The 21,281-nt window shown below is 46.6% G+C and carries 21 protein-coding genes and 1 tRNA gene; 5 read left to right on the plus strand and 17 right to left on the minus strand.

All coding sequences use genetic code 11. The annotated features are described in order from the left end of the window. The 4 genes from ABJ081_08830 to ABJ081_08845 form a co-directional block, all read right to left on the minus strand. On the minus strand, positions 1-1,131 hold the full coding sequence (locus ABJ081_08830) for a right-handed parallel beta-helix repeat-containing protein (protein ID MEP6356775.1): 1,131 nt from the start codon (positions 1,129-1,131) through the stop codon (positions 1-3). Next, positions 1,128-1,988, minus strand: coding sequence for a glycosyltransferase (locus ABJ081_08835; GenBank protein MEP6356776.1), 861 nt, complete (start codon positions 1,986-1,988; stop codon positions 1,128-1,130). Before ABJ081_08835 ends, ABJ081_08830 begins: the two co-directional genes overlap by 4 nt. Positions 1,989-2,803: 815 nt before the next feature. Continuing rightward, positions 2,804-2,879: transfer RNA gene (locus ABJ081_08840), tRNA-Thr, on the minus strand. A 78-nt stretch (positions 2,880-2,957) separates the two neighbouring features. Beyond that, on the minus strand, positions 2,958-3,911 hold the full coding sequence (locus ABJ081_08845; protein MEP6356777.1) for a VacJ family lipoprotein: 954 nt from the start codon (positions 3,909-3,911) through the stop codon (positions 2,958-2,960). A gap of 172 nt (positions 3,912-4,083) precedes the next feature. On the opposite strand from ABJ081_08845, the gene ABJ081_08850 reads away from it, so the two are divergent. The 3 genes from ABJ081_08850 to hpnH all read left to right on the plus strand — a co-directional run bounded on the left by ABJ081_08850 (position 4,084) and on the right by hpnH (position 8,674). Continuing rightward, a complete protein-coding gene (locus tag ABJ081_08850; protein ID MEP6356778.1) occupies positions 4,084-6,681 on the plus strand; it encodes an MMPL family transporter in 2,598 nt (865 codons plus the stop codon). A gap of 121 nt (positions 6,682-6,802) precedes the next feature. Further along, complete coding sequence (locus tag ABJ081_08855; GenBank protein ID MEP6356779.1) at positions 6,803-7,429, plus strand: ABC transporter substrate-binding protein; 627 nt, start codon at positions 6,803-6,805, stop codon at positions 7,427-7,429. 132 nt (positions 7,430-7,561) lie between these two features. Next, complete coding sequence (hpnH, locus tag ABJ081_08860) at positions 7,562-8,674, plus strand: adenosyl-hopene transferase HpnH (protein MEP6356780.1); 1,113 nt, start codon at positions 7,562-7,564, stop codon at positions 8,672-8,674. 89 nt (positions 8,675-8,763) lie between these two features. Here the strand turns inward: hpnH and ABJ081_08865 are convergent, their stop codons facing one another. After that, entirely contained in the window at positions 8,764-9,168 is a 405-nt protein-coding gene (locus ABJ081_08865; GenBank protein ID MEP6356781.1) for an Rrf2 family transcriptional regulator, read from the minus strand. Positions 9,169-9,262: 94 nt separating this feature from the next. On the opposite strand from ABJ081_08865, the gene ABJ081_08870 reads away from it, so the two are divergent. Then, complete coding sequence (locus tag ABJ081_08870; protein MEP6356782.1) at positions 9,263-9,925, plus strand: group III truncated hemoglobin; 663 nt, start codon at positions 9,263-9,265, stop codon at positions 9,923-9,925. A 10-nt stretch (positions 9,926-9,935) separates the two neighbouring features. Here ABJ081_08870 and ABJ081_08875 read toward each other — a convergent pair whose 3' ends face one another. Genes ABJ081_08875 through hpnC form a run of 4 tightly spaced genes read right to left on the minus strand, consistent with a single transcriptional unit; the run spans position 9,936 to position 13,716 of the window. Beyond that, entirely contained in the window at positions 9,936-10,625 is a 690-nt protein-coding gene (locus ABJ081_08875) for a hypothetical protein (protein MEP6356783.1), read from the minus strand. After that, positions 10,622-11,884 carry a hydroxysqualene dehydroxylase HpnE gene (gene hpnE / locus ABJ081_08880; protein MEP6356784.1) on the minus strand — a complete coding sequence of 421 codons (1,263 nt, stop codon included), beginning with the start codon at positions 11,882-11,884 and terminating at the stop codon, positions 10,622-10,624. The genes ABJ081_08875 and hpnE overlap by 4 nt, the downstream gene beginning before the upstream one ends. Further along, positions 11,881-12,828, minus strand: coding sequence for a squalene/phytoene synthase family protein (locus tag ABJ081_08885; protein MEP6356785.1), 948 nt, complete (start codon positions 12,826-12,828; stop codon positions 11,881-11,883). The genes hpnE and ABJ081_08885 overlap by 4 nt, the downstream gene beginning before the upstream one ends. Before the next feature lie 9 nt (positions 12,829-12,837). Continuing rightward, positions 12,838-13,716, minus strand: coding sequence for a squalene synthase HpnC (hpnC, locus tag ABJ081_08890; protein MEP6356786.1), 879 nt, complete (start codon positions 13,714-13,716; stop codon positions 12,838-12,840). Between the two features lie 86 nt (positions 13,717-13,802). Between hpnC and ABJ081_08895 the strand changes: the two genes are divergently transcribed. Next, positions 13,803-15,005 carry a glycosyltransferase gene (locus ABJ081_08895; protein MEP6356787.1) on the plus strand — a complete coding sequence of 401 codons (1,203 nt, stop codon included), beginning with the start codon at positions 13,803-13,805 and terminating at the stop codon, positions 15,003-15,005. Here ABJ081_08895 and ABJ081_08900 read toward each other — a convergent pair. Genes ABJ081_08900 through ABJ081_08935 form a run of 8 tightly spaced genes read right to left on the minus strand, consistent with a single transcriptional unit; the run spans position 14,996 to position 21,033 of the window. Next, positions 14,996-16,015, minus strand: a complete 1,020-nt coding sequence (locus tag ABJ081_08900) for an NAD-dependent epimerase/dehydratase family protein (GenBank protein ID MEP6356788.1) — start codon at positions 16,013-16,015, stop codon at positions 14,996-14,998. The genes ABJ081_08895 and ABJ081_08900 overlap by 10 nt on opposite strands. Further along, positions 16,012-17,088, minus strand: coding sequence for a hypothetical protein (locus ABJ081_08905; protein ID MEP6356789.1), 1,077 nt, complete (start codon positions 17,086-17,088; stop codon positions 16,012-16,014). Before ABJ081_08905 ends, ABJ081_08900 begins: the two co-directional genes overlap by 4 nt. Beyond that, the gene (locus tag ABJ081_08910; protein ID MEP6356790.1) at positions 17,088-18,182 is read right to left on the minus strand and encodes a sulfotransferase; all 1,095 of its coding nucleotides are present in this window, start codon (positions 18,180-18,182) and stop codon (positions 17,088-17,090) included. Before ABJ081_08910 ends, ABJ081_08905 begins: the two co-directional genes overlap by 1 nt. Before the next feature lie 32 nt (positions 18,183-18,214). Then, positions 18,215-18,796 (minus strand): DsbE family thiol:disulfide interchange protein, encoded by a 582-nt coding sequence (locus ABJ081_08915; GenBank protein ID MEP6356791.1) that lies wholly within the window; start codon positions 18,794-18,796, stop codon positions 18,215-18,217. Next, entirely contained in the window at positions 18,793-18,966 is a 174-nt protein-coding gene (gene ccmD, locus ABJ081_08920) for a heme exporter protein CcmD (protein ID MEP6356792.1), read from the minus strand. The genes ABJ081_08915 and ccmD overlap by 4 nt, the downstream gene beginning before the upstream one ends. A gap of 5 nt (positions 18,967-18,971) precedes the next feature. Then, a complete protein-coding gene (locus ABJ081_08925; protein MEP6356793.1) occupies positions 18,972-19,733 on the minus strand; it encodes a heme ABC transporter permease in 762 nt (253 codons plus the stop codon). Beyond that, entirely contained in the window at positions 19,733-20,347 is a 615-nt protein-coding gene (locus ABJ081_08930; protein MEP6356794.1) for a TIGR04282 family arsenosugar biosynthesis glycosyltransferase, read from the minus strand. The genes ABJ081_08925 and ABJ081_08930 overlap by 1 nt, the downstream gene beginning before the upstream one ends. Next, a complete protein-coding gene (locus ABJ081_08935) occupies positions 20,347-21,033 on the minus strand; it encodes a TIGR04283 family arsenosugar biosynthesis glycosyltransferase (GenBank protein MEP6356795.1) in 687 nt (228 codons plus the stop codon). Before ABJ081_08935 ends, ABJ081_08930 begins: the two co-directional genes overlap by 1 nt. Positions 21,034-21,281 lie beyond the last annotated feature (248 nt).

A 21,281-nucleotide genomic window follows, 5' to 3' on the forward strand; every position in this document is an offset into this window, starting at 1 on the left:
TCAGGACTGACCTTCGTTCGTTATTCGATTGGAAGTAATCTCAATTTTATCGCATTCTGGAAGTATTGTCACAGGATCGGTTTGGTCGGACACGATAGTATTATTTACGATCGTAGCCTCTTTTGAGATTTTACCCTTGTAGCTTTCAATATGCACATCACCTCTCTTTAACTCGATTCTGCGCACATTTCGTTCAAGATGATTATCTGCGATCCTCACTTGTTCCGTGCCTGACGCTTGTATTCCTGCTTCGCCATTAGAACGGATGGTGTTGCGTTCTACATCTATTTTTTCGACGCCACGCAGATAAAGGCCACTTCCCTCATTTTCTTCGATAAGGTTTTCGACAATTTTGATTTTGCGAGAAATATTCTGCTTATTGTGTTGAACGGTCATGCCCGTAACCTTGTTTGCACGGGTGATGTTGTCGGCAAACAAGCAATAGGAAGAGCCCGTGCATGCGTTAATACCGTGTCGACCATTGCCATATGCTTGGTTGCGTTGAAAGGTCAGGCCAAATTGATTGTCTAACGTAAAGCCATCGAGAAGGTTTCCGTAGGACAGGCAATTTTCTATGGTTGTATTTATACTAGGAGTCTTAGCGGCCGTTCCGTGGGGATCAAAACCATAGCCCATACAATTGCGAATGGTGACCCGTCTTACCGTTAAGTCGATAGACTCTGAATATAACCCGTATTTTTTCTCTTCATCGTGGACATCTTGACGTTGGTTTTTTCTATTTCCATCAACGAATAGATCTTCGACTGTCACGTTCGAAAGCTTGTAGTCGCCTTTGACGGGCCGTGATTTTTTAATACGAATTATTCCGGCCCTACCGCGAAATGAAGCTGCATTATCAACAAGGACGACCCAGCTAACTGGTCGCCCGTTTGATACGATCCCCTTCAATCGGATATTATGTTCCAACACAATGGGGTTACTCACCGTGTGTACACCTGCTGCAAGAATGACCGTTCCTCCGCCCTTTGCAGAAAGGCGCGCGGCAATACGATTGATTTTATTTTCAGCTGATGGGTTGTTCGGATCTGGCAACACGGTCACAATTTTGCGGTCATAAACCGATATTTCTTTCGCCGCAGATCGACGGAAAATAGAAGGAAAACTGATCATTTTTTGGGAGCCCCCTTCGCCTCAGACCGCATGAAAGTCGTGTTCACATTCGACCTAGCAATTGTCGCAGTCGCATGAGGCGTCTTGTGCAAGGTGTGATAAAAAATCCGAGTGGCATTAGCGACCTCGGGCCAATCGAACGCCTTTGGGAGTGTAGCTCGCCCCTTCGCAGGCTTTTTCTGAAATTCACTTCGAACGTCTTCGAGTATTTTCGCTTCAAATTTACCTTCGTATGTATATACCCATTCTGGACCTACCATTTCCGCAATTTCGGCCATGGTTCCCATATTGGGGCAAACCACGCGCCGACCACATGATAACGCCATCAAAAGTGCTGCTGAATTTAGAATTTCTTTATAGGGCAATATAACAACGTCGCAGGCGCTTATATAAGTGAGAAGGTCTTCATCCGGCACAAGCCGGCGGTCGAGCAAGATGTTAGGGTGCTGGGTTACAATTTGCGATAACTTGTCCCCAATGGCTCTATTTGGGTGATCGTCCCCAGCGATGATTAACCGAGAGCTGCCTGTTTCTGAGTGAATGAACTCCTGCGTTAATTTTTCTATATTCTTGTATGCACGTAGCCTTCCAAAAAACAGATATACAAATTCGTTGTACGGAATTTTCAATCCATCCCGCGCTTGCTTGAATGTAGGGGAGCGATCAGCAAGTTGGTTGAAATTACCACGTGGAATTACCTGTGCTGGGATCCCTCGCAATTCTGGACGTTCTTGTAGGGCGGTCGCCTGTGATGTCTTACTCAAGAAAATGAGACCATCCACAAGCGCTAGAAACTTCCACCAGAAGTACTTACTTATGATCGGATTACCCTTTTCATGGGGCTTAATGTTGTGCACGGTCCAAACTAATTTGGCTCCATTAGATTTGCACCTTTTCAATTGGTGCAAGAAATCTTTCATTCGTTTGATCTGTTTTCGTCTCAAACTGAAATGCTCTTTGATTGTTTTTGCTTTAAAACCAAGAATGAAGCTATCTGGCCAATGAACATGTACAATGTCGGATTGTGGAAGTTTTCCTCTAAGCTTGAAGGCCTCAATCGAGCACCCCAGTAGGCTGAGGTGATTATACAAATAAGAGTTCAGTGGATTGCTGGACCCATTATTGATGGGCGGATAAATTAGAATTTTCAATTTTTGCTCCAGAAGTCTAATGACCCGCATCGGTGAATTTATCTGCTTTTCATTGCTGGTAATCCAGCTAAACACGCACCCTCTCAACCAACTAATACAGATGGGACCTCATGGTGTCCTATTTTTCTTTCGTTATAATACCTAACGCGTCATTGATTAAAAAGACGTATGATTTGGGGGAGACTGTGTTGGGGGTGATCTCCATATCGTAAAGTTCGCAAATTTTCCCATCGATACGGAAGCACTGCTTGCAGCTATCATACAGAACAATGAACCTTGGTTCACAGGTCGATGGCCGTGCATTTTACGGACACAGTGCGGACATGAAAAACAACACCTTTCCGGGCGCCATATCAAATCATTGATTTTATTAAAATTTGGTCGCGGGGGTAGGGCTTGAACCTACGACGTTCAGGCTATGAACCTGATGCCAGTAATACAGTGAAGATGGGCAGAAGGATTACTTGAAAGCGATCATGCATCTTTAAGCAATTGAAAAACAACAGCAATAAAGAGATGAATGGTGCCCCCACACGGACTCGAACCGCGGACCTATTGATTACAAATCAATTGCTCTACCAGCTGAGCTATAGGGGCACTGAATGGTCAGATACTAGGGTTTGCTCGCTATTTCAAGAGAGAAAATTCAATAGTTTTGATTGTTTCCTAGTTTTATTATTCGCCAGCTGTTGCAATTGCGGGAAGGGCGTCCAGCATACCGTCTGCACCGATGATATTATCAGAAGCAAGAGCCCGGCGCCGTTGTAGGTATATTGACCTCAACGTTACATATGGATCTGGAGACGAGATGATAACGTTATCAAGCAAATCCCCATTGCGGTGACGTTTGTCGATGGTTTCAACGCCATTAGAAATCAAGCCGCCATAATTAAAATCTGTTATAACGCCAATATAGGTTTGGGGCTTTAAGCCAATATCCACAATGCGGCCGAAAGCATCGCGTACTGTGCCGGGACCGAAGATAGGTGTGACAAGATAGCGGCCTTCACCCACGCCCCAGTCTGCCAGTGTCAAACCAAAATCTGTGGGGTTATACGAATGACCAAGCTCTCCAGCGATATCAAAAGCGCCGCCTATGCCCAATGTGGAATTAATAAAGAAGCGCTTTAAGGTTGTTCCGGCTTCTTTGCCATTGCCTTGCAACGTGTAGTTTATCAGGTCACCTGGAATTTCCAGATGACGTAACCCGTTTTTGATGACGAGACGAAATAGTGGCGGTACGACGGTGCCATAAACTTTTGACAGGGGACGGATAATGACTTTATCAACGCCGAAGTTAAATCCATGGACTTTCCGGTTGAAATTTTCATTAGGGTCTTTTGCTTCGACAACACTATCATTAAGGAGCGCATCCTCCTCAATCACTTGTTCTGCTTCAGGTGGACTTTTCACCGTTTGAGCAAAAACAGATTTTGATGATGGCAATGAATTCGTGTCGCGTGTTGGATTGACGCGAGGTATTTCAACCACTGAAATCTTAGATGACGTATCTAATAAGAGCGCGCTGTTGTTTGCTGTAACCGAACATCCTGCAAGTGCACATGCGATGAGAACAGGGCCAATAATTTTTTTGCTTATTATGCAGGCACTTTTAGTAAAATTAGTCATATGACCCCAACCGTAAATATCAGTAACCTGATTGAAGATTACCATAACAACGTTTAACAGCATTCTATTAATTTCCAAACTAAGTTTAATCACAAATTTGTAAAAGCTGTGGTTTCTTTGCAACAATAAGAAATTGTTTGCGCTTATTTCGATTTTTACGTTACGTATTCACATGATAAAATTCTTAGACACCCTTGTCGCGGGGGTTATAGCGGCGATCATTAAAAGAACTGGCTTAGCGTTGAGTGGTTATGCCGTTATTTTTTTGCTAAGCATTTGTTCTGCAGTCAGTTTTTTGGGCGTAAATACTGATTCAAGTCAGATGCTTTCCTCCTCATTATCCTTTCAGAAAAACACGCAAGCACTCAATCGGGATTTCCCCAGCATTAAAAATACCATTGTTGTTGTTGTGCGAGCGGATATTGCTGAAACGGCGGATGCGACAACACGGATAATTTTTGATTCATTAAACAATAACGACAAAGTGGTGGATGTTTTTGCACCGGCGATTGATTCTTTTTTTCAAGAAAACGGGCTTTTGTATCAAGGGCTCGAGGAACTTGAAAACAACCTCATACAACTCAATAATTCAGCGTCCATGCTTGCGACTTTGAGGGAAGATCCTTCGCTGCCAAGTTTTTATCGCTCCCTTTATACAGCCGAAGAATTGGCGGAAAAAACCAATTTTGATTTATCATTCTTGGATAATTTTTATGCGAGCGCTACGGCGACGATAGAAGGTCGATTAGCTGGTCGTTTTAGCCCTCTATCTTGGGCAGCAACAACGGATAGTACCGCCAAGAGCCAATCTGGTGGCGAACAGGTCCAACGCTTGATTTATGTGCGTCCTGTTTTGGACTTTGAAGCGATACAACCGGCAAAAGCATCAATCAGCGCGGTGGCCGATGCGATTGCTAATTTGCCTGCTGACTTACAGCAAGTGAGCAGTGTCAGCGTGACCGGCGACCCAGTCTTGCGTTTTGAAGAACTTAAAAGCGTATCAACGGGCATTGGACTATCATTGGCGTTGTCATTTCTGCTGGTTGCGGTGTTACTTCTCATGGCTTTTCGTTCGCTGCCCCATGTTGTGCTGACCTTCATTGCGCTCATTACGGCACTCGTTATAACGACCGGATTTGCTGCACTTTTCTTTGGTGAACTTAATTTAGTTTCAATAGCATTCATTGTACTTCTTGTGGGGCTAGGTTTGGACTTCACCATTCATGCTCTGGCTCATTTGAAAGATGGGGATCATACCACTGCTGGTGAGGCCGCAATTGCGATGGGGCAGGGCATCGGTGGGGCACTCGCGTTAAGTGCTTTGACTACGGCAATAGCTTTTTTGTCTTTTGTGCCGACTGAATTTGTTGGCATGGCTCAACTCGGTGTGCTTGGTGCCGTTGGTGTTTTGGTCGCATTTTGTGTCTCGGTTACGCTGGTTCCAGCATTGATCGTTCGCTTTAGATGGTTCGCTCCAAAATTTATCAACGATCAGACAGATCAAAAACCAACGCTTATTAACAATGCGATGCTGATATTGCGCAAACCTCTAACACTTATACTGATCGTTTTTGGGGGAGGAGCACTCTTTATTGCTGGTGACGTGCGCTTTGATGCTGACCCTATCGCGCTTCGTGATCCACAAAGCCCTTCAATGAAGGCTTTGGCCCTTTTACAGGAGCGGCCTGAAACAGTACCTTACCGCCTTAGTTTATTGAGAGCTGATGAAGAGACTGCCAATCAGGATGCGCAAGAGGTTGCCAAACTTGATACAGTGAAAAGCGCCCAAACCTTGAGCGATCTGGTGCCCGATAAGCAAGATGAAAAATTTGAATTGATTGATTTTGCTATTCCTACATTTGATACGATTGTCAGTGGGGATGGACTAGAGCATTCTAAGCTCTCTGAGGGCAAGACACCGCTTGAAGCACTGCGTGATCGTCTTGCGCCGCTTGAGCAAAGACCAATGGCTGTGCAATTTGCCGCCAAACTGGACCAGCTCGCACGGGCGACGCCTGAGATGCAAAAAGCGGTTGAAGCTGATATTTTTAGGTATTTTCCTGCGATGATAAACACAATTGAAGCGCAGCTGAGTGTGGATGTGGTCACCATTGACAAGTTACCTGCTTTTTTCAAAGAACGATTTCGCACAAAAGACGGCCGATGGCGCATTGATGTGGTTCCGCGCGAAGATTTGCGACAGCCTGAAGTTTTGGAACGTTTTGTCACAAGCGTTGAGAGGTTTGATGAAAATGCAGCAGGCGCCCCCCTTCAAATATCAAAAGCAGGCAAGGTTGTATCAAAGGCAATGATCACTGCTTTGATTCTTGCAGCTTCCGGTATTATCCTAATAACGCTGATTGTATTGCGAAGCTTTACGACAGTGTTGGCAATCTTTTTGCCGTTGATGGTGGCAGGACTTTTAACCGCTGCGGCCAGTGTTTGGTTGGGTATTCCGTTTAACTACGCAAATGTGATTGTTTTGCCCTTACTTATCGGCTTGGGCGTGGATAGCGGTATTCATATAGCCATGCGCCGTGACCAGGTTGAGGAGAGTGCCGCTCTTTATGAAACCAGCACACCGCGAGCTGTTTTATTCAGTGGATTGACCACGATTGCTGCGTTTGCAACCTTAAGTGTGTCTAAACACACAGGCACAGCGAGTATGGGACAGATGCTGGCCATAGCGATCTCTGTGACCCTAATTGCATCTATAGTGTTGACACCCATATTAATGGATTTTTTTGAAAAAGTTCTTCAACGGCGTTAAAAAGCCACATTTCACGTTGTAATCCTTAGTTTATTTGGGCATTTAGTTGGTAATAATAAATGCTGGCTTAAATAAGAGATAGCTAACAAGCTGCTTATGGCTTGGCGCGAAAGGAAAATTTATGCGTTCTTCAACTGTTGTAATAACTCAAGCAGATCAACATAACTTCAAAAAAACGGTAGTATTGGCCTTTATTGCGCTGGTCTCAGTCGCATTGTTATTGGTGTTTACCCCCAACGCAAACGCACAAAGCGCAACGGAAAAGCAATCAATCCGTCAAGTTCAAGCTCTCTTAGGCTCTGCGAAAAAAGCTGGCGGGAGCCAAAGCGGATTGACGTCAGTTGTTAAACGTCACTTTGCAATTGGTACATGGACGAATGCATTGTTAGGAAAACAGAGATCCAAGTTTTCAGGTGGCCAATTATCAGAATTTAGAAGACTATTCCCAGCCTACATAGCGAAACAATACTCTAAACAATTCAGTGGCTCTGGCGGCGGTGGCGGTGAAGTTACTAGTGCCCGCACGGTGCGGGGTGATGTGCTCGTGACTACAAAAATTCCTGCAAAAAACCGTACTTTTACAGTTGTCTGGCGCATGCGGGTCATTGGTGGCAAACCAAGAGTTATTGATTACTCAACAGGCGGAATTTCCACCCTCGTTTTACGTCGTACGGAGTTTCAATCAAAAGTTAAACAATCAGGTGCACAAAGCTTGAATAGCTTTTTGAAGCGTTTCATCGGCTCTTAAAGTTTTACTATTAAGTAAAAGTAATCGCGCTGACCGCTGGACGGCGCGTGCTTTTGCGAGTAGACGTTTGACAAATTTAAGATAATCAATAAGGCAACTATTTCGCCTTGCATTCGACAAAAAGGAAAAGCCTTGTCCGTTCCTATTTTTCAGCAAGCTAAAGTTGGCGCTTATGTTGCCAGCCAAAAGCTCAAAGGTAACAAGAGATATCCTCTTGTTCTCATGCTTGAACCGCTCTTTCAGTGCAACCTTGCTTGCGCCGGTTGCGGCAAGATTGACTACCCTAAACCCATCATGAAACAACGCATGAGTGTTGAAGAGTGCATGGAAGCAGTTGATGAATGCGGCGCGCCTATCGTTGCCCTTCCAGGTGGTGAACCACTCATTCACAATGAGATCGTAGACATCGTCAATGGCATCGTTGCACGCAAGAAGTTTGTCTCGCTGTGTACAAATGCTATTTTGCTTGAAAAGAAAATTGATCTTTTCACGCCGTCAAAATATCTCTTCTTCTCTGTTCACTTGGACGGCATGAAGGACCACCACGATAAATCAGTTTGCCGCTCGGGCATTTTTGATAAAGCGGTCAGCGCGATTAAAGTCGCGAAGGAAAAAGGCTTTCAGGTCAATGCCAATTGCACGGTTTTCGATGGGCATCCCGTTGATGGTCTGGTGGAATTCCTTGATTTCTGCCGTGATCTTGATGTGGGCGTTACTCTATCGCCGGGCTTTGCTTATGAGCGTGCGCCTGATCAGGATAACTTCCTGAACCGCAAGAAAACCAAAGAGTTTTTCCGCGAAGTTTTCAAAAAGGGTGAGGGCCGTAAATGGACCTTGTCTCATTCATCGCTTTATCTCGATTTTCTCGCCGGTAATCAACAATATCAATGCACCCCTTGGGGCATGCCAACACGTAATGTGTTTGGTTGGCAAAAGCCTTGCTATCTTTTGGGTGAGGGCTATGTCAATACCTTTAAAGAGCTGATGGAAGATACCGATTGGGATGCCTATGGCACAGGCCGCTATGAGAAATGCGCCGACTGTATGGCACACTGTGGTTATGAACCAACTGCTGCGATGGACGCGACCAATAACCCGCTCAAAGCAATGATGGTCGGCATTCGTGGACCGAAACTTGATGGACCAATGGCGCCAGAAATCGACATGTCGAACCAGCGTCCGACAGAAGATGTCTATGATGCGCTTGTCCAAGAACAGCTTGATAAAATGGATGCAGCTGAATAAGCAGGCTTCATTTTGATCTTAAAATACCGGCTTAAAGGATCTCCTTTGAGCCGGTTTTTTTATGGGGATCTACCGGTGGCGGTGGATGTTTATTTGAGTTGTAGTGTAATTGATTTGAGAGTGTGGGCATCAAGAACAGCGAGGAAGGCCGTTCTCGCATCTGCCATGACGCCCCTTAATTTGCACTGAGGGGAAAAGGTGCAGTTTGAGGTTTTGTCTTGCATACATTCAACGATTGCAAAATCGGCCTCAATCTCGCGCACAACATCACCAATAATGATCTCGTCAACAGGTTTGCCCAAACCAACGCCACCGGAACGTCCTCTGTGAGCTGTGAGCACTCCGGCTTTGACAAGCTTCGCCACAATTTTCATGACATGCGATTTAACGAGGTTTAATTCACGCGAAATCACCTCAACTGTCACCGGTTCTTTTTTGGTGGCAAGGAGCATCAAAATACGCAGCGCAAAATCACTGGCTTGGTTTAGTCTCATGATATACCCAAAACATTCATTTTATATCTTGTATTTAGCACGTGGCCTTGTTAATTAAAACATACAAATAATATGTATGATTAAGAAGCAATATATGACCAAGTTTGAAATCCGCGCTCATGTTGAAAGACAAAGTGTTCATCCTTCCATCACCGAAGATCAAATATCAGATCTGGTTGAGGGGTTTTATGCAAAGATTGCTTTAAATGAGCGCTTAGGCCCGATTTTTCAGCACCATGTCCATGGTGATTGGGACGAGCATTTAGCAAAGATGAAGGCTTTTTGGCGTTCTGTTTTGTTGCGAACAGGCGAATACAAAGGCAAGCCCGTGCCGGTTCATCAGCGTATTGAAGGCATTGAAACGCAGGATTTTGAAGAGTGGTTGAGCCTATTTTACACAACAACCCAGCATATTTTTACTGAAGAAGCAGCGCCTATGGTCAATGAGGCCGCCAGACGAATTGCAACCAGCCTTTGGCTTGCGCGCTCAAATGACCCGTTCGCAAGTCCGCCTATATGGCCTCAGGCTAACGAAACTATACACCTTCAAATACACCAACATTCCAATGTTAGGGAGGAGCTGATGTTTCTTTTCAAGGCTTTAATAAAGGGATTTTTATTACCTGGAACGCTGGTTCTTAATTGGATCGGCATCACGATTGAAGAGGATGGCGGGGTGCTGCGCTCTTTTATCAATATGTGTTTTTGGGGTGTTGTACTGGTTTGGGTGGTTTTGACATTTTTCGTTGATTTCTAAAACTAATCAGTCAGATCAGCGATGGCAAAAGCCGAACACTGGCCGTCTCTAAGGCGTTGAGTGCAGTGTCGGTGTTCTTTTTCAAGGTGAGTAAAAGCGGCAGGCTGAACGGATTGGCTGCCAACCCTTTTAAAATGGGCATAATCTGTGGCTGGCCGCTCGCATCTACGCCATTTGCAACGAAGGCTGGCAAAGTGTCACGACTTGCATCTGAAATGGCACGGATCGCAAAAAACGCTAGGTTGTTTTTTATGGCAGTGCGCGCAACCGCATGGCTTTCCATATCTGCGCATGCGGCTTTTGTTGCGGCAAAGAGTTTGTTTTTGTCTTGTGGTGTGAAAGCGATTGAATCCACCCCACAAATGCTGCCCTTCACGGTGCGGCTGCCTGCTCGTAATGTTGGTTTTTCGATTTTACCCTTAGGCTTTGTGCCGTAACTTTCATCCATGGTGGTAACAACATGGTTTGAAAAAACCACGTCACCGACGCCAAGTGCAGGATCAAGCCCGCCGGCAATGCCGAATGATATAAGCTTGTCGCATCCCTCATTCACAAGTCGTTCTGCGGCTTCGCGCGCGCGCTCAGACGAGGAACCAGATGGGATGATAGTAAAGTGTTGTGGGTTGAGATTTGCCGCATGGATTGCTTTGTTGAAGCAGTCTATTTCGGCTTGAAACCCGCAGATAACGCCAATGCTCATGACACCACCAATTGGGCTGCAATTTCACCGGAACGGATCGAGCCTTCAATCGTTGCGGGTAGACCGTTATCGACCCAATCGCCTGCAAGGGTGAGATTGGGAAATGTACCGCGCGGTTTCGGGCGTTTTGCGACGCTTGCTGGTGATTGGTCAAAAGTGGCGCGTCGTTCGCGGATAAGACGACCCGCCTCATAGTTTGTGCCATCAGGCAATTGCAGCGCTTCGCAAACTTCTTGCCATAGGACAGGCAAAAATTCTGCTTCTGAAAGACGGTCCAACCCAAGCGCGTCAGCTGCGCTGATTGTTAGGCTGATGATATTGCCGCGTGTAAAAATCCAGTGGGTTTTGGCATTCACAAGCCCCAAAAGCGGCAGGGCATATTCGGGTGCAAGCGGCTCAGCCATTTTGAAATGTGCGTTGACGATCGCCGCATCACCATCAGGCATGGATAAATCAGGCAACAGCCGTGCTGCCTGTACGCGGGGAACTGCCAGCACAATTTGATCTTCATCGCCAAGCTCAATCACGGCATCATCGATGTGAAGCTTCGTGATTTTGTTGCCGCTGATTTCTAGCTCTTTCAAGGGCGCATTAAAGGCTGGCTTCACATTGTGCTTTTCAAGATAAGCGAGGGCTGGATCAACAAATGTCTCACTCAAGCCGCGTTTGGCGATCATTGGCCGACAGGCCGAGCCACCCTTAGCGAAAGTTTCGCGCAAGACCGCCCACATCAATTTGGCGCTGGCGCGATCAGGTGTGGTGTTTAAGACCGCCCATGTCATCGGTTCCCAAAACCGATCAAACAATGCGCCGCTGTCGCCTGTTAGGCTTGCGATGGTGGCATGATCATCGGCGAATGGAAAATTCAGTGCGCTTTTATATTCGCCAAACTTTACGCCCGGTATTGATTTTTTCTTGTTAAAAATCCACCACGGTATCAACCCATCATTTAAGGTGACGGACCACCGCTCACGGCTTTTTAAATCGGCAAAAGCAAAAGTTGCCTCACTCGCAATTTCAATCTCATCGCGCGCGTCCAGAAGACCGAGATAGGAGAGGGCGCTTTTGTTGCCGCTTAATAGTAGGTGGTTGCCATTATCGATGAGACAATCGAGCTTTGCATCATGAAACGAGCGACAACGCCCACCAGCAACCTTTGCGCCATCATAAAGCGAGACTTTTCGCCCCGCTTCAACGAGCCGCACAGCCGCACTCAAACCCGAAACGCCAAGGCCGATGATATGCGTTGTTCCGCTCATGACGCGTCAACATTGGCAAGGGGTGGGGTGTTGTCATCTGGTGCTGGGATGGCGCGCTTAGGAAAGGCAAAACCATAGCGAAGACCGCGTGCAAGTTTTTGCCATTTAGACATTTTATGAAGGGCAGCGTCGCGCTCAAAATCAGCCGCCTCCATACGTTCCAAATAGCCCTCATAAACCCCCATCATAATCAAGGCAGTGCGTACCGGCTCGCCTTCAAGAGACGAGAGCGCACGTCTTGCTTCATCAAAGCGGGCGCGGGCAATTTTACCAATATCACGGCAGACAGCACGAAGATTAGGGTGTTGAGCGACCACATGCGGATCATCGTTTTCAATGCCGTGTTGAAGCAATATTTCGCGCGGCAGATAAAGCCGCCCAAGTTCGGCATCTTCTTCAACATCGCGCAGAATATTGGTGAGTTGAAATGCATCAGACAAATGAAGCGCAAAGCGATCACGCGCCTCAACGTTCGATACACCGAAGATGCGAATAGACATCATACCAACAGTGCCAGCAACACGGCGAGTGTAGCCAAGAAGTTCATTCAGCGATGGTGCGCATACAGGACCATGCACATCGGCTTCCATGCCCTCGATCATCAAAATAAGTTCCTGCTTTGGAATTTTGAAGTCTGATATAGGGCGAGCCAGCGCTTTGCCAATTAGCGAGCGGGGCGTGCCTTCATAAAGTGCGTCAATTTCGCGGCGCCAATCTTGCAAAAGATCAGCTTTTTCATTCTTATCGCCAGCTTCATCCGCAATATCATCTACCACACGGCAAAAAGCATAAACCGCATAAATTGCTTCACGCCGCTCTTTTGAGAGCATTTTCATGCCAAGCGTAAAGGACGAGCGAGATTGCGTCATCAAATGCTCGGCATAAGCTTTCGGGTCATCGAAGTCTTTGTGTGTTTCAAGTGGGCGAAGATGTTGCAAATTCATGAGATTGTTTTAACGAATTTGGCGATGAAAGACGAGACGCATCAGTCCAAAAAATCCGGCCAGTGCAAAATCACTCTTCTTAAGCTTAACGCGCGTTGCCAGTGGGTCGCCGTTTCGAAGGCGTTTATGCAGCTTATGGGCAAGATGAACGATGACAGTGGATTCTGCCGCCAGACGTCTACTTTTAAGGCGGGAGGGTAGCTTTTGGCAAAGGGCTAGCAGTGGGTCACAACCATCAAGACAACGGTCTAAAACACGACGATAAGAGGTTGGCGTATGGTTGCCATCAAGAACACTATCATCAAGTCTTTCTTCGTTGAGCCAGTCGGCGGGAATATAAACCCTGTCAATTTCCGCTTTGTCTTTGCCGCAATCCTGCAAGTGATTAAGAATTTGAAGAACGGTGCAAAGAGCGTCAGAATTCTCATATCTTGATGGGTCTTCACCGTGTAGATCGAGCAAAAACCGCCCCACAGGATCTGCCGACATGGTGCAATAATCAATCAGTTCGTCCCATGTTTGATAACGGTTTTTAATGGCGTCTTGGCGAAATGCATCGAGAAGTTTGCGCCCGCGTTCAAGTGGTACATTGCTGGCTTTCAAGCTGTGATTGAGAGTGGTCGCTTTTTCCGTTCCAGCCTCTGCATGCTCAGGCGTCATCAGTGCTGTTTCAAAAGCTGTGAGGCGGCGGACTTTCTCATCGGCTTTAAGATCGGGATCATCGCCAATATCATCACCGGCACGGGCGAAGTCATAATAGGCGGCCACATGAGGGCGCAGATGTTTGGCGATCAAGAAAGAGCCGACCGGAAAGTTCTCATCGCCCGCACCCTTGCCGGATGAGGCTTCTATGGGCTCGTGAGTGGGCGCATTATCAGGCGGCGACATGATTGTTCCAATGTAAGATGTTATTCCATACACCTGTAATCAGACATATCGTGCTTGACAACCAAAGGGCGAAATGATGCACATTCATGCACGTCAATTCTTGTCATGGTTTAATGGATATTCAAACTTCCCTCATTATAGCGACCACGCTTTCCTGTCTTATCTGGATTTATCTGATTGTGTTCAACGGCTGGTTCTGGCTGGCCAATCAAGTGCTGGGTGCGGCTGCTTCGCGAAAAAAAGCCAAATGGCCCGCTGTTGTGGCTATGATTCCCGCTCGCAATGAGGCTGAGAGCATTGGCGCGGTGACAAAAAGCCATTTGGCAACAAAGTACCGTGGAGATTTCTCGCTGATTGTTGTGGATGATCAATCTAATGACGGAACTGGCGATATTGTCCGTGGGCTTGGCCAAAATTCAAAACGCGATGTGCATGTGGTGTCAAACAAACCATTGAGCGAGGGCTGGTCAGGAAAATTATGGGCGGTCCATAATGGTTTGCAGGCAGCCAAAGATCTTGCTCCAAATGCTTCTTATGTACTGTTGACCGATGCGGATATAACTCATGCACCGGATGTTTTAGAAAAGCTTGTTTATAAGGCAGAGCATGATAGCCGCGTTCTCGTCTCAGTGATGGCCCATCTTGATGCGCGGGGTTTTTGGGGCAGCTTATTGATGCCAGCGTTTATTTTCTTTTTCCAGAAGCTTTATCCTTTTGCATCGACCAATGATAAAACAAGTCGGGTCGCGGGGGCGGCGGGTGGGTGTATGTTGGTCAATCGCGCTGCGCTTGAAGAGATTGGTGGTGTTGAGCGCATTCGCGGCTCTTTGATTGATGATTGCTCGCTCGCTTTGGCATTGAAAGACCCGAAAGGCGCAAAGCGGTCGGTCTTTCTTGGTTTTGATGAGGGGGTTGTTAGCCTGCGCGATAATCGTGCGCTTAACACGATCTGGAATATGGTCGCACGCACAGCTTTCACACAATTGCACTTTTCAAATCTTGCGCTTATCGGCGCTGTTATAGGCATGGCGCTGACGTATTTGATCGCGCCATTAGCATTTTTTACTGTGCCACTTCACCAGTCGGTGTTGGCTTGCTTCTTGGGCCTTGGTGCTTGGCTTATGGCCATGGTTGCTTATTGCCCAACCTTGATCCGCTACAAGAAAAATACATTTTGGGCGCTGCTGTTGCCGCTATCGGCCATGATTTATATGGCGATGACATTTTCCTCAGCAATCAACCACTGGCGCGGCAAGGGTGGGGCTTGGAAAGGGCGGACTTATTCTTGAAGGGCATCAATGGCGGTAAGGGGGCGTGTCAGGTGGCCTTCTTTCTTCAGCCATAAAAGAGATTCGGTGAGAGCCTCTTCAATCGGATAAAGATTGATGTCTAGATCATTCATTGCCTTTGAACAATCGAACTCAAACTTACGCCCTGCCATGCGAACACCTGCATAAGGCGCTTTGGGCGGCTTTTTGGTGAGGCGGCTGATCATCTTTTCTTCAATAAAAGAAGCGGTTGCCGCCAAGGCATAAGGCACTTGTGTTTTGGGCATAGAAAGCCCCGTGATTTTTTCCATCAACATGAGAAAATCCCGCATGTCGCGGTTTTTCCCGGTCAATAGATAGCGCTCGCCTGATTCACCCTCTCTTCCTGCAATTGCGATGGCATCAGCCAGAAGCTGCACATCAACAAAATTGATAATCTGATCAATCGTCGCCGGAATTTTGCCATTGGCTAAATCACGGATGAAACAAGTGGGCGCGGTCATATTAAAATCTCCCGGCCCAAGCGGAGCTGATGGCATTACAATAATAGGTTCAATACGATAATTCGCATCAAGGACAATTTTCTCGGCCCGCCTTTTAGAGCGGGCATAAGCGCCAAATAAGGCATCATTGTTTGGCATATCATTTTCGCTAATACTGCGTGCGGTGCGTGGTCCTGTGATCGTGGTGACAAAGCTGGAACAATGAACAAAGCGCTGCGCTTTGGCCTCAACGGCTGCCTCAAGTACCATATGCGTACCCTCGACATTCACTGATTGATAAATATCTTCGTCAGGCATCCAAAGAGCTGTAATTGCTGCAAGATGAAAAACCATCTCAACATCTTGCATAGCGGCAGATACAACAGCTTTATCAAGAATATCAGATTCAATGCGCTCAGCGCCATCTTCTGGCGCGGCTTTAAAGGATTTATCTAGCGCTCGCACTTGATGACCATCAGTGAGAAGCCGCGCCACTAAATGACGACCGACAAACCCGTTTGCGCCAGTTACTAAAACGAGTTTACTCATGATGTGCTCCGCCCGCTGCAAACAAGAAGACCACTTTCACCAACACTGCCCAAAACCAGTTTGCCAGCCGTTTGTACTGCAACAGACGCTGCAGAAAATTTCTCACCGGTGGGATCGTCAAAGAGCGTCAAGACCTGTGTTCCTGATACTTTAACCACACGCGACGGGGCAAGAGCAAAACTGGGCCATTTATAACGATAAAGCGCAAGTCGTACGAGGCTTGGGTGAAGAGCAGCTAGAATAATGCCAGGCCGCCAGATGGTTAGATTATCGGGGCTACCCGGCAGGTCGACGGTATCACGGGCAGGGGTCTTTGGATAATAGCTGATGCGGTTGGCGCGGGTTTCGGCAATGGCCAGAAAATTGTTATCACCCAGCGGACGGTCAGGAAACTGGATGCCAATGCCGTTTGGAAAAGCGATACCTTGGACAAATGGTGTTTTGTCCTTGAAGAAGCGAACAAAACCAAGTGTTTTACCTAATACGTTTTCATAAAATGCATCAAAGCCGGCGCAATATTTTCTATCATGGGTTATGAGCAATGTTGGCGGCGATGTTTTGGTCTTGTTGAAGGCAAGGTCATTGGCTCTGCAAAATGAATAACTTGGCGTCATAACTGGTCTGGAGGAGTTTTGGCCATCAAGCTCAAATGTAACAATAGAAGGAAAGCGCTTACCGTTCGATGTGGCACCGCGATTAACAAAGGCTATCCGTAATGTTTTATCTTCCAGCTCGATGCCATCAATTCCGTGAGGCCTCAAACCACCGGTTAGGGACTTGATAAGAGAGGAGACGTTAAGCGTCTTATTGTTCAAGGCGCTTTTCGGCACAATATAAAGACCGCCTTCGGGCGGCACGCCGCTTTCATCGCGGCTACGCCGATCATAGGCTGAAACCAACAAGTCACCATCTGGCAGGCGCACGATATCTTCCGCGCCTAATATCTCTAAGCCCTTGTCTTGATCAATCAAAGTGAGGCGGTGGCATTGGTCGTGTTGGTAGACGGTCTTTTGAGGCGCGTCAGAACAGGCACCTAAAACAAGGGCTGTTGTGATGAGGGCAATGCGGCGCATCACCCAACAACCTCAGGCATTTGATAACGCCATTTATCAATAAAATGCGCACAGCGCGACGCGACATTTTCGGCCATTTCAGGCGATCCTTTAAAGGCGTTTTTCTTATAAGATTTCACGGAGCCTAGATATGTATCAAATGCAGGCTTTGCTAAATCGAAACCATCCAGTTCCAAGGTTTTATATATTGTCTCGAGCGAGCCAATCGGATCAGCACTTAATGCATCATAGCCAATTTCGACGAAGTCTGGTGCTTGAAAACCTGCCGTTTCTCGCTCAAACCGCTGCATCATTTCATCATATGTGGCCAACACAATCTCATCAATATTGAGGTGATCAAACTTTTGAAGGGCAAAAACTGGCAAAAGCTTATGATAAAAATTTCTCATAGAAAGAAAGACTTCGAAGGGGTTTCTGTGAATATGAATGAACTTAGCGTTCGGAAAGGCTTCTTTTAAGAAAAGCGGGCAGCCAGTATAGACCGGATTTTTAATGAGAAGCTGTTTGCCTTGTTGGTGTGCCAGTTTGCGCATGAAATGAGTGAAGGCAAATTTGCGGCTTTCCCGCTCGGCCTGTGTGCAGTTTTCGAAGAATAGGCCGCGTTTTAACTGGTCATCAAATACGCTTGGGAAATAGATCGCATGATAAAAAGATATCGGTGTCATAGAAGCGAGCGCGATTTCATCTTCCTGCGGTGCATCGGGTGTGACGGGAATATTGTCGATATAGCGATCGCGTGGAATGCTACGCTCTAAAAGAGGCTGAAAAGCGCGCGCAATGCCAAACATATCCCATGGTAATCCGGTCGCAATAGGATTCACATAGCTGAAGGTATCTGCCTTCACCATCGTATTATAAAGGTGTGTTGTGCCAGAGCGCCAATGGCCGAGAATGAAAATCGGTGGCGGTAACTCATCAGCTTCCGGCAGGCGGCTTTCCATGATGGCTTTTTCAATCGCAGAAATGGGCGCACGAGCAAGGGCCGCACCCCAGATACCTGCAGTTTTTAAAATTTTGTCTGATGAGGGCGCGCCGCCACGAGAAAAGACGGCGGATAAAGTTTTCAAATCTGCGCCACAAAGCGGATGAGACATAATCGGCCTTCGGTTTTATTGTGTCTTTGTGTTTATTGAGTTAGCGCTTTTTCAATCGCTGGTATGAGCTCACTGTCTAGTCGTCTTTTGCTGATAGGGCCAATAAATTTATAAACAATTGTTCCCTTATTATCGACGACAAAAGTTTCTGGTACGCCATAAACACCAAAATCAATTCCGACACGACCATTAGCATCAACGCCGATAGCGTCATAGGGATTGCCTAGCTCTTTTAGAAAGCTAAGCGCCGCATCGGGTTGGTCTTTGTAATTCAGCCCAAAAACCTTGAGACGCTCGTCTTTTGCTAATTGTTTAACAAAAGGATGCTCATCTCGGCAAGGAATACACCATGAGGCCCACACATTGATTAGCGTGAGTTTTGCTTGACTGGCTGATTGAGTCGAAAACCCTGGCAGCCCTGTGCCTTCAAGGGCAGCAAGTTCGAAAGTTGGTACCGGCTTGCCTATCAGGGCTGAAGGGACGGTTGAATTATCTTTCCCACTTGTAAGCTGAAAGAAAAATAAGGCGCAAAGAGCTGCAAATATAATCAAGGGCAGGAGATAGAAACCACTGCCACGTTTTCGAGGTTTTGATGCCTGAATATCAGAACTCATTGGCCCGTCTTTTCCTTGTCGTGTCGTGTAATGCCGTGTTGCTCTAATTCATTCAGTGCGTTTTTCTGCTTTTTGCGGTCACTGAACACCCAAAATGTCAGAACGATGAAAACAAGTGCAGTCACGACATATGACGCGGTGATATAGCCGTTTTGATCATCGAAAAACATGCAAACTATTCCGCTACCTGTTGTAAATCATTGCTGGACGCATCAAATGCCGCACGGCTTTGTAATGAGCGCACACGCCGACGCATGATTTCATTGCGCATGGCCATAAAATGCAATGACGTAAAGATAAAAGTAAAAGCAAAGGCCATCACCAGTAGCGGTACTAATATGTCAGAATGAATAGCAGGTCCATCAAGACGTAGAACGCTGGCCGGTTGATGCAGCGTATTCCACCAATCGACCGAGAATTTAATAATCGGAATATTGATAAATCCCACAAGGATCATCACCGCTGTTGCTTTTGCGGCTTTTGCTGGCTCTTCAATCACATTCCACAGCGCAATCAGCCCTAGATACATAATGAATAGCACCAAAACGGAGGTCAGACGCGCGTCCCAAATCCACCAAGTGCCCCATGTGGGTTTTCCCCATAAAGAGCCGGTAACGAGCGTGAGTAGAGCAAAAGCTGCACCAAGCGGAGCGGCGGCTTTAGCTGAGACATCAGCGAGAGGGTGCTTCCAAACCAAAGTGCCAATGGCAGAAAAGGTCATCAACGTATAGGAAAACATAGCAAGCCAAGCTGATGGCACATGAATGAACATGATGCGCACGGTTTGACCTTGTTGGTAATCTTCAGGCGCAATAAAAAAGGCCATGTAAAGACCAATAACGGTCAATATGACCGCAAGGCTCACCGTGACTGGCAACAAAATAGCCGTGAGCTTCATAAATCGTGTTGGATTGGCAAGGGTTGTTACAATACCCATCAAATACTTCTCATTGTTTGGCGCTTTCGCCATTTATGAAAAGCGGCGCCGTCGTCAATATCGTCCAAATTATTGATATAAGACATCTTCCAGTGTTTGGGTAGTGTGGCAATCGTGTCTTTTAAGGTGTGAGATGACGACCATCTGACCTTTTTCATGAAATTGGGCGGCGTTGGTCGAAGCCGCTTTAGACCAACAAGCCAGTAACCACCATCATCACAAGGACCAAAGACAGCGTCACTTTGCCCTAATTTGGCAAAAGCAAGTTCGATATGGTGGGGTTGGATCTCAGGTATATCGCTACCAATGATAAGGGCCGGGCCAGGGGGCAGATTTGCAAATGTGCTCGACATACGCAGACCAAGATCACCATCACCTTGTGCTTCCAGCTCAAAACCATGGAGGAGGGGGGCCGCATTGTCATCAATATCAATGTCTGGGGTGAGAGCGATGGAGAATTGGTAGGTGCCATGATCGGCAATTCGCTTTGAAACAGATGCCAGTGTATTGCGGTAAAATCGTAGCGTTTCTACTTTGCCGATATCGTGAGCAAGGCGAGTTTTGACGCGCCCAAAGCGCGGCGAACGAGCAAAGAGGATGACATGGCGTCGCATCAGTATAACTTCACAATCAAATGGGGTGGCACTTTAATCCAGAATAAAAAGAGGCAGAATAGGTTGCGGCCTGAGCGTTTGAAATAACCATCGCGCTGAAATTTCTGTGCGCTTGTGGTTGCATCTGCATCCAATAAAACAAGGGCCTGTTTTCCATATAGTTTTTCAATTCGCCAGATCAAATCAACATCTTCCATGAGAGCTATATTTTTATAGCCTCCAAGCTGATTATAAAAGTCTCGGTTTATCAAAAGTGCTTGATCGCCATAGGGGAGTGCGAATTTTTCGCAGCGCCATGCAACCTGCCGCTCAAGCTTTCGCGCCTCATTGCTTCCATCGTCGAGCTTGAATCGAAAATATCCTGCCCGAAACTTGTTTTCAGGATTGGTGATGAAACGGTCAATGACTTTGTCCGCATGAGAAGAAAGGTGCGTGTCGGCATGCAGAAATAATATCCACTCGGTTTTGGCTTCCAATGCACCTTGATGAAGCTGTTGCCCACGGCCCGGCGCTGTTTCAATCACCTTAGCGCCATTAGCCTTTGCCTTATTTTTTGTTGCATCTTTTGATCCGCCATCACAAATTATAATACACGCAATTTTATCTTGCTCCATCTTCTCAAGGCATGAAAGACAATGGGGGAGCGACTCAGCGGCATTTAATGTCGGGATAACAATTGTTATCATTGGGGCATTCTGCCTTGTTTAAAGCTACGATGATTGCAAATATCACACTTTTTAAGATTGTTGAGGTGCGAATCTGTGGCTGATATGTTCATTTATGTGAGATTTATGACATTTTCTAGTGAAATGCCTCTTGAGAAATATGAAAAGTGGGATTAGAACCACAGTAACTTTTTAAGGCGCGCGAGCTGTATTTTGCTTTCGCGCCTATAATTCGTCTAGAAAGCATATTGGAATAATCCGGTTGTTTT

It is taken from the genome of Hyphomicrobiales bacterium, from assembly GCA_039989895.1.
In the GTDB taxonomy this organism is placed as follows: domain Bacteria; phylum Pseudomonadota; class Alphaproteobacteria; order Rhizobiales; family JACESI01; genus JACESI01.

Excerpts from the sequence above, each read along its gene's own strand:
- ABJ081_08830 (MEP6356775.1), bottom strand. The coding sequence starts at position 1,131 with ATGATCAGTTTTCCTTCTATTTTCCGTCGATCTGCGGCGAAAGAAATA.
- ABJ081_08845 (MEP6356777.1), bottom strand. The coding sequence starts at position 3,911 with ATGACTAATTTTACTAAAAGTGCCTGCATAATAAGCAAAAAAATTATT.
- ABJ081_08850 (MEP6356778.1), top strand. The coding sequence starts at position 4,084 with ATGATAAAATTCTTAGACACCCTTGTCGCGGGGGTTATAGCGGCGATC.
- ABJ081_08855 (MEP6356779.1), top strand. The coding sequence starts at position 6,803 with ATGCGTTCTTCAACTGTTGTAATAACTCAAGCAGATCAACATAACTTC.
- ABJ081_08865 (MEP6356781.1), bottom strand. The coding sequence starts at position 9,168 with ATGAGACTAAACCAAGCCAGTGATTTTGCGCTGCGTATTTTGATGCTC.
- ABJ081_08870 (MEP6356782.1), top strand. The coding sequence starts at position 9,263 with ATGACCAAGTTTGAAATCCGCGCTCATGTTGAAAGACAAAGTGTTCAT.
- ABJ081_08875 (MEP6356783.1), bottom strand. The coding sequence starts at position 10,625 with ATGAGCATTGGCGTTATCTGCGGGTTTCAAGCCGAAATAGACTGCTTC.
- hpnE (MEP6356784.1), bottom strand. The coding sequence starts at position 11,884 with ATGAGCGGAACAACGCATATCATCGGCCTTGGCGTTTCGGGTTTGAGT.
- ABJ081_08885 (MEP6356785.1), bottom strand. The coding sequence starts at position 12,828 with ATGAATTTGCAACATCTTCGCCCACTTGAAACACACAAAGACTTCGAT.
- hpnC (MEP6356786.1), bottom strand. The coding sequence starts at position 13,716 with ATGTCGCCGCCTGATAATGCGCCCACTCACGAGCCCATAGAAGCCTCA.
- ABJ081_08895 (MEP6356787.1), top strand. The coding sequence starts at position 13,803 with ATGCACGTCAATTCTTGTCATGGTTTAATGGATATTCAAACTTCCCTC.
- ABJ081_08900 (MEP6356788.1), bottom strand. The coding sequence starts at position 16,015 with ATGAGTAAACTCGTTTTAGTAACTGGCGCAAACGGGTTTGTCGGTCGT.
- ABJ081_08905 (MEP6356789.1), bottom strand. The coding sequence starts at position 17,088 with ATGCGCCGCATTGCCCTCATCACAACAGCCCTTGTTTTAGGTGCCTGT.
- ABJ081_08910 (MEP6356790.1), bottom strand. The coding sequence starts at position 18,182 with ATGTCTCATCCGCTTTGTGGCGCAGATTTGAAAACTTTATCCGCCGTC.
- ABJ081_08915 (MEP6356791.1), bottom strand. The coding sequence starts at position 18,796 with ATGAGTTCTGATATTCAGGCATCAAAACCTCGAAAACGTGGCAGTGGT.
- ccmD (MEP6356792.1), bottom strand. The coding sequence starts at position 18,966 with ATGTTTTTCGATGATCAAAACGGCTATATCACCGCGTCATATGTCGTG.
- ABJ081_08925 (MEP6356793.1), bottom strand. The coding sequence starts at position 19,733 with ATGGGTATTGTAACAACCCTTGCCAATCCAACACGATTTATGAAGCTC.
- ABJ081_08930 (MEP6356794.1), bottom strand. The coding sequence starts at position 20,347 with ATGCGACGCCATGTCATCCTCTTTGCTCGTTCGCCGCGCTTTGGGCGC.
- ABJ081_08935 (MEP6356795.1), bottom strand. The coding sequence starts at position 21,033 with ATGATAACAATTGTTATCCCGACATTAAATGCCGCTGAGTCGCTCCCC.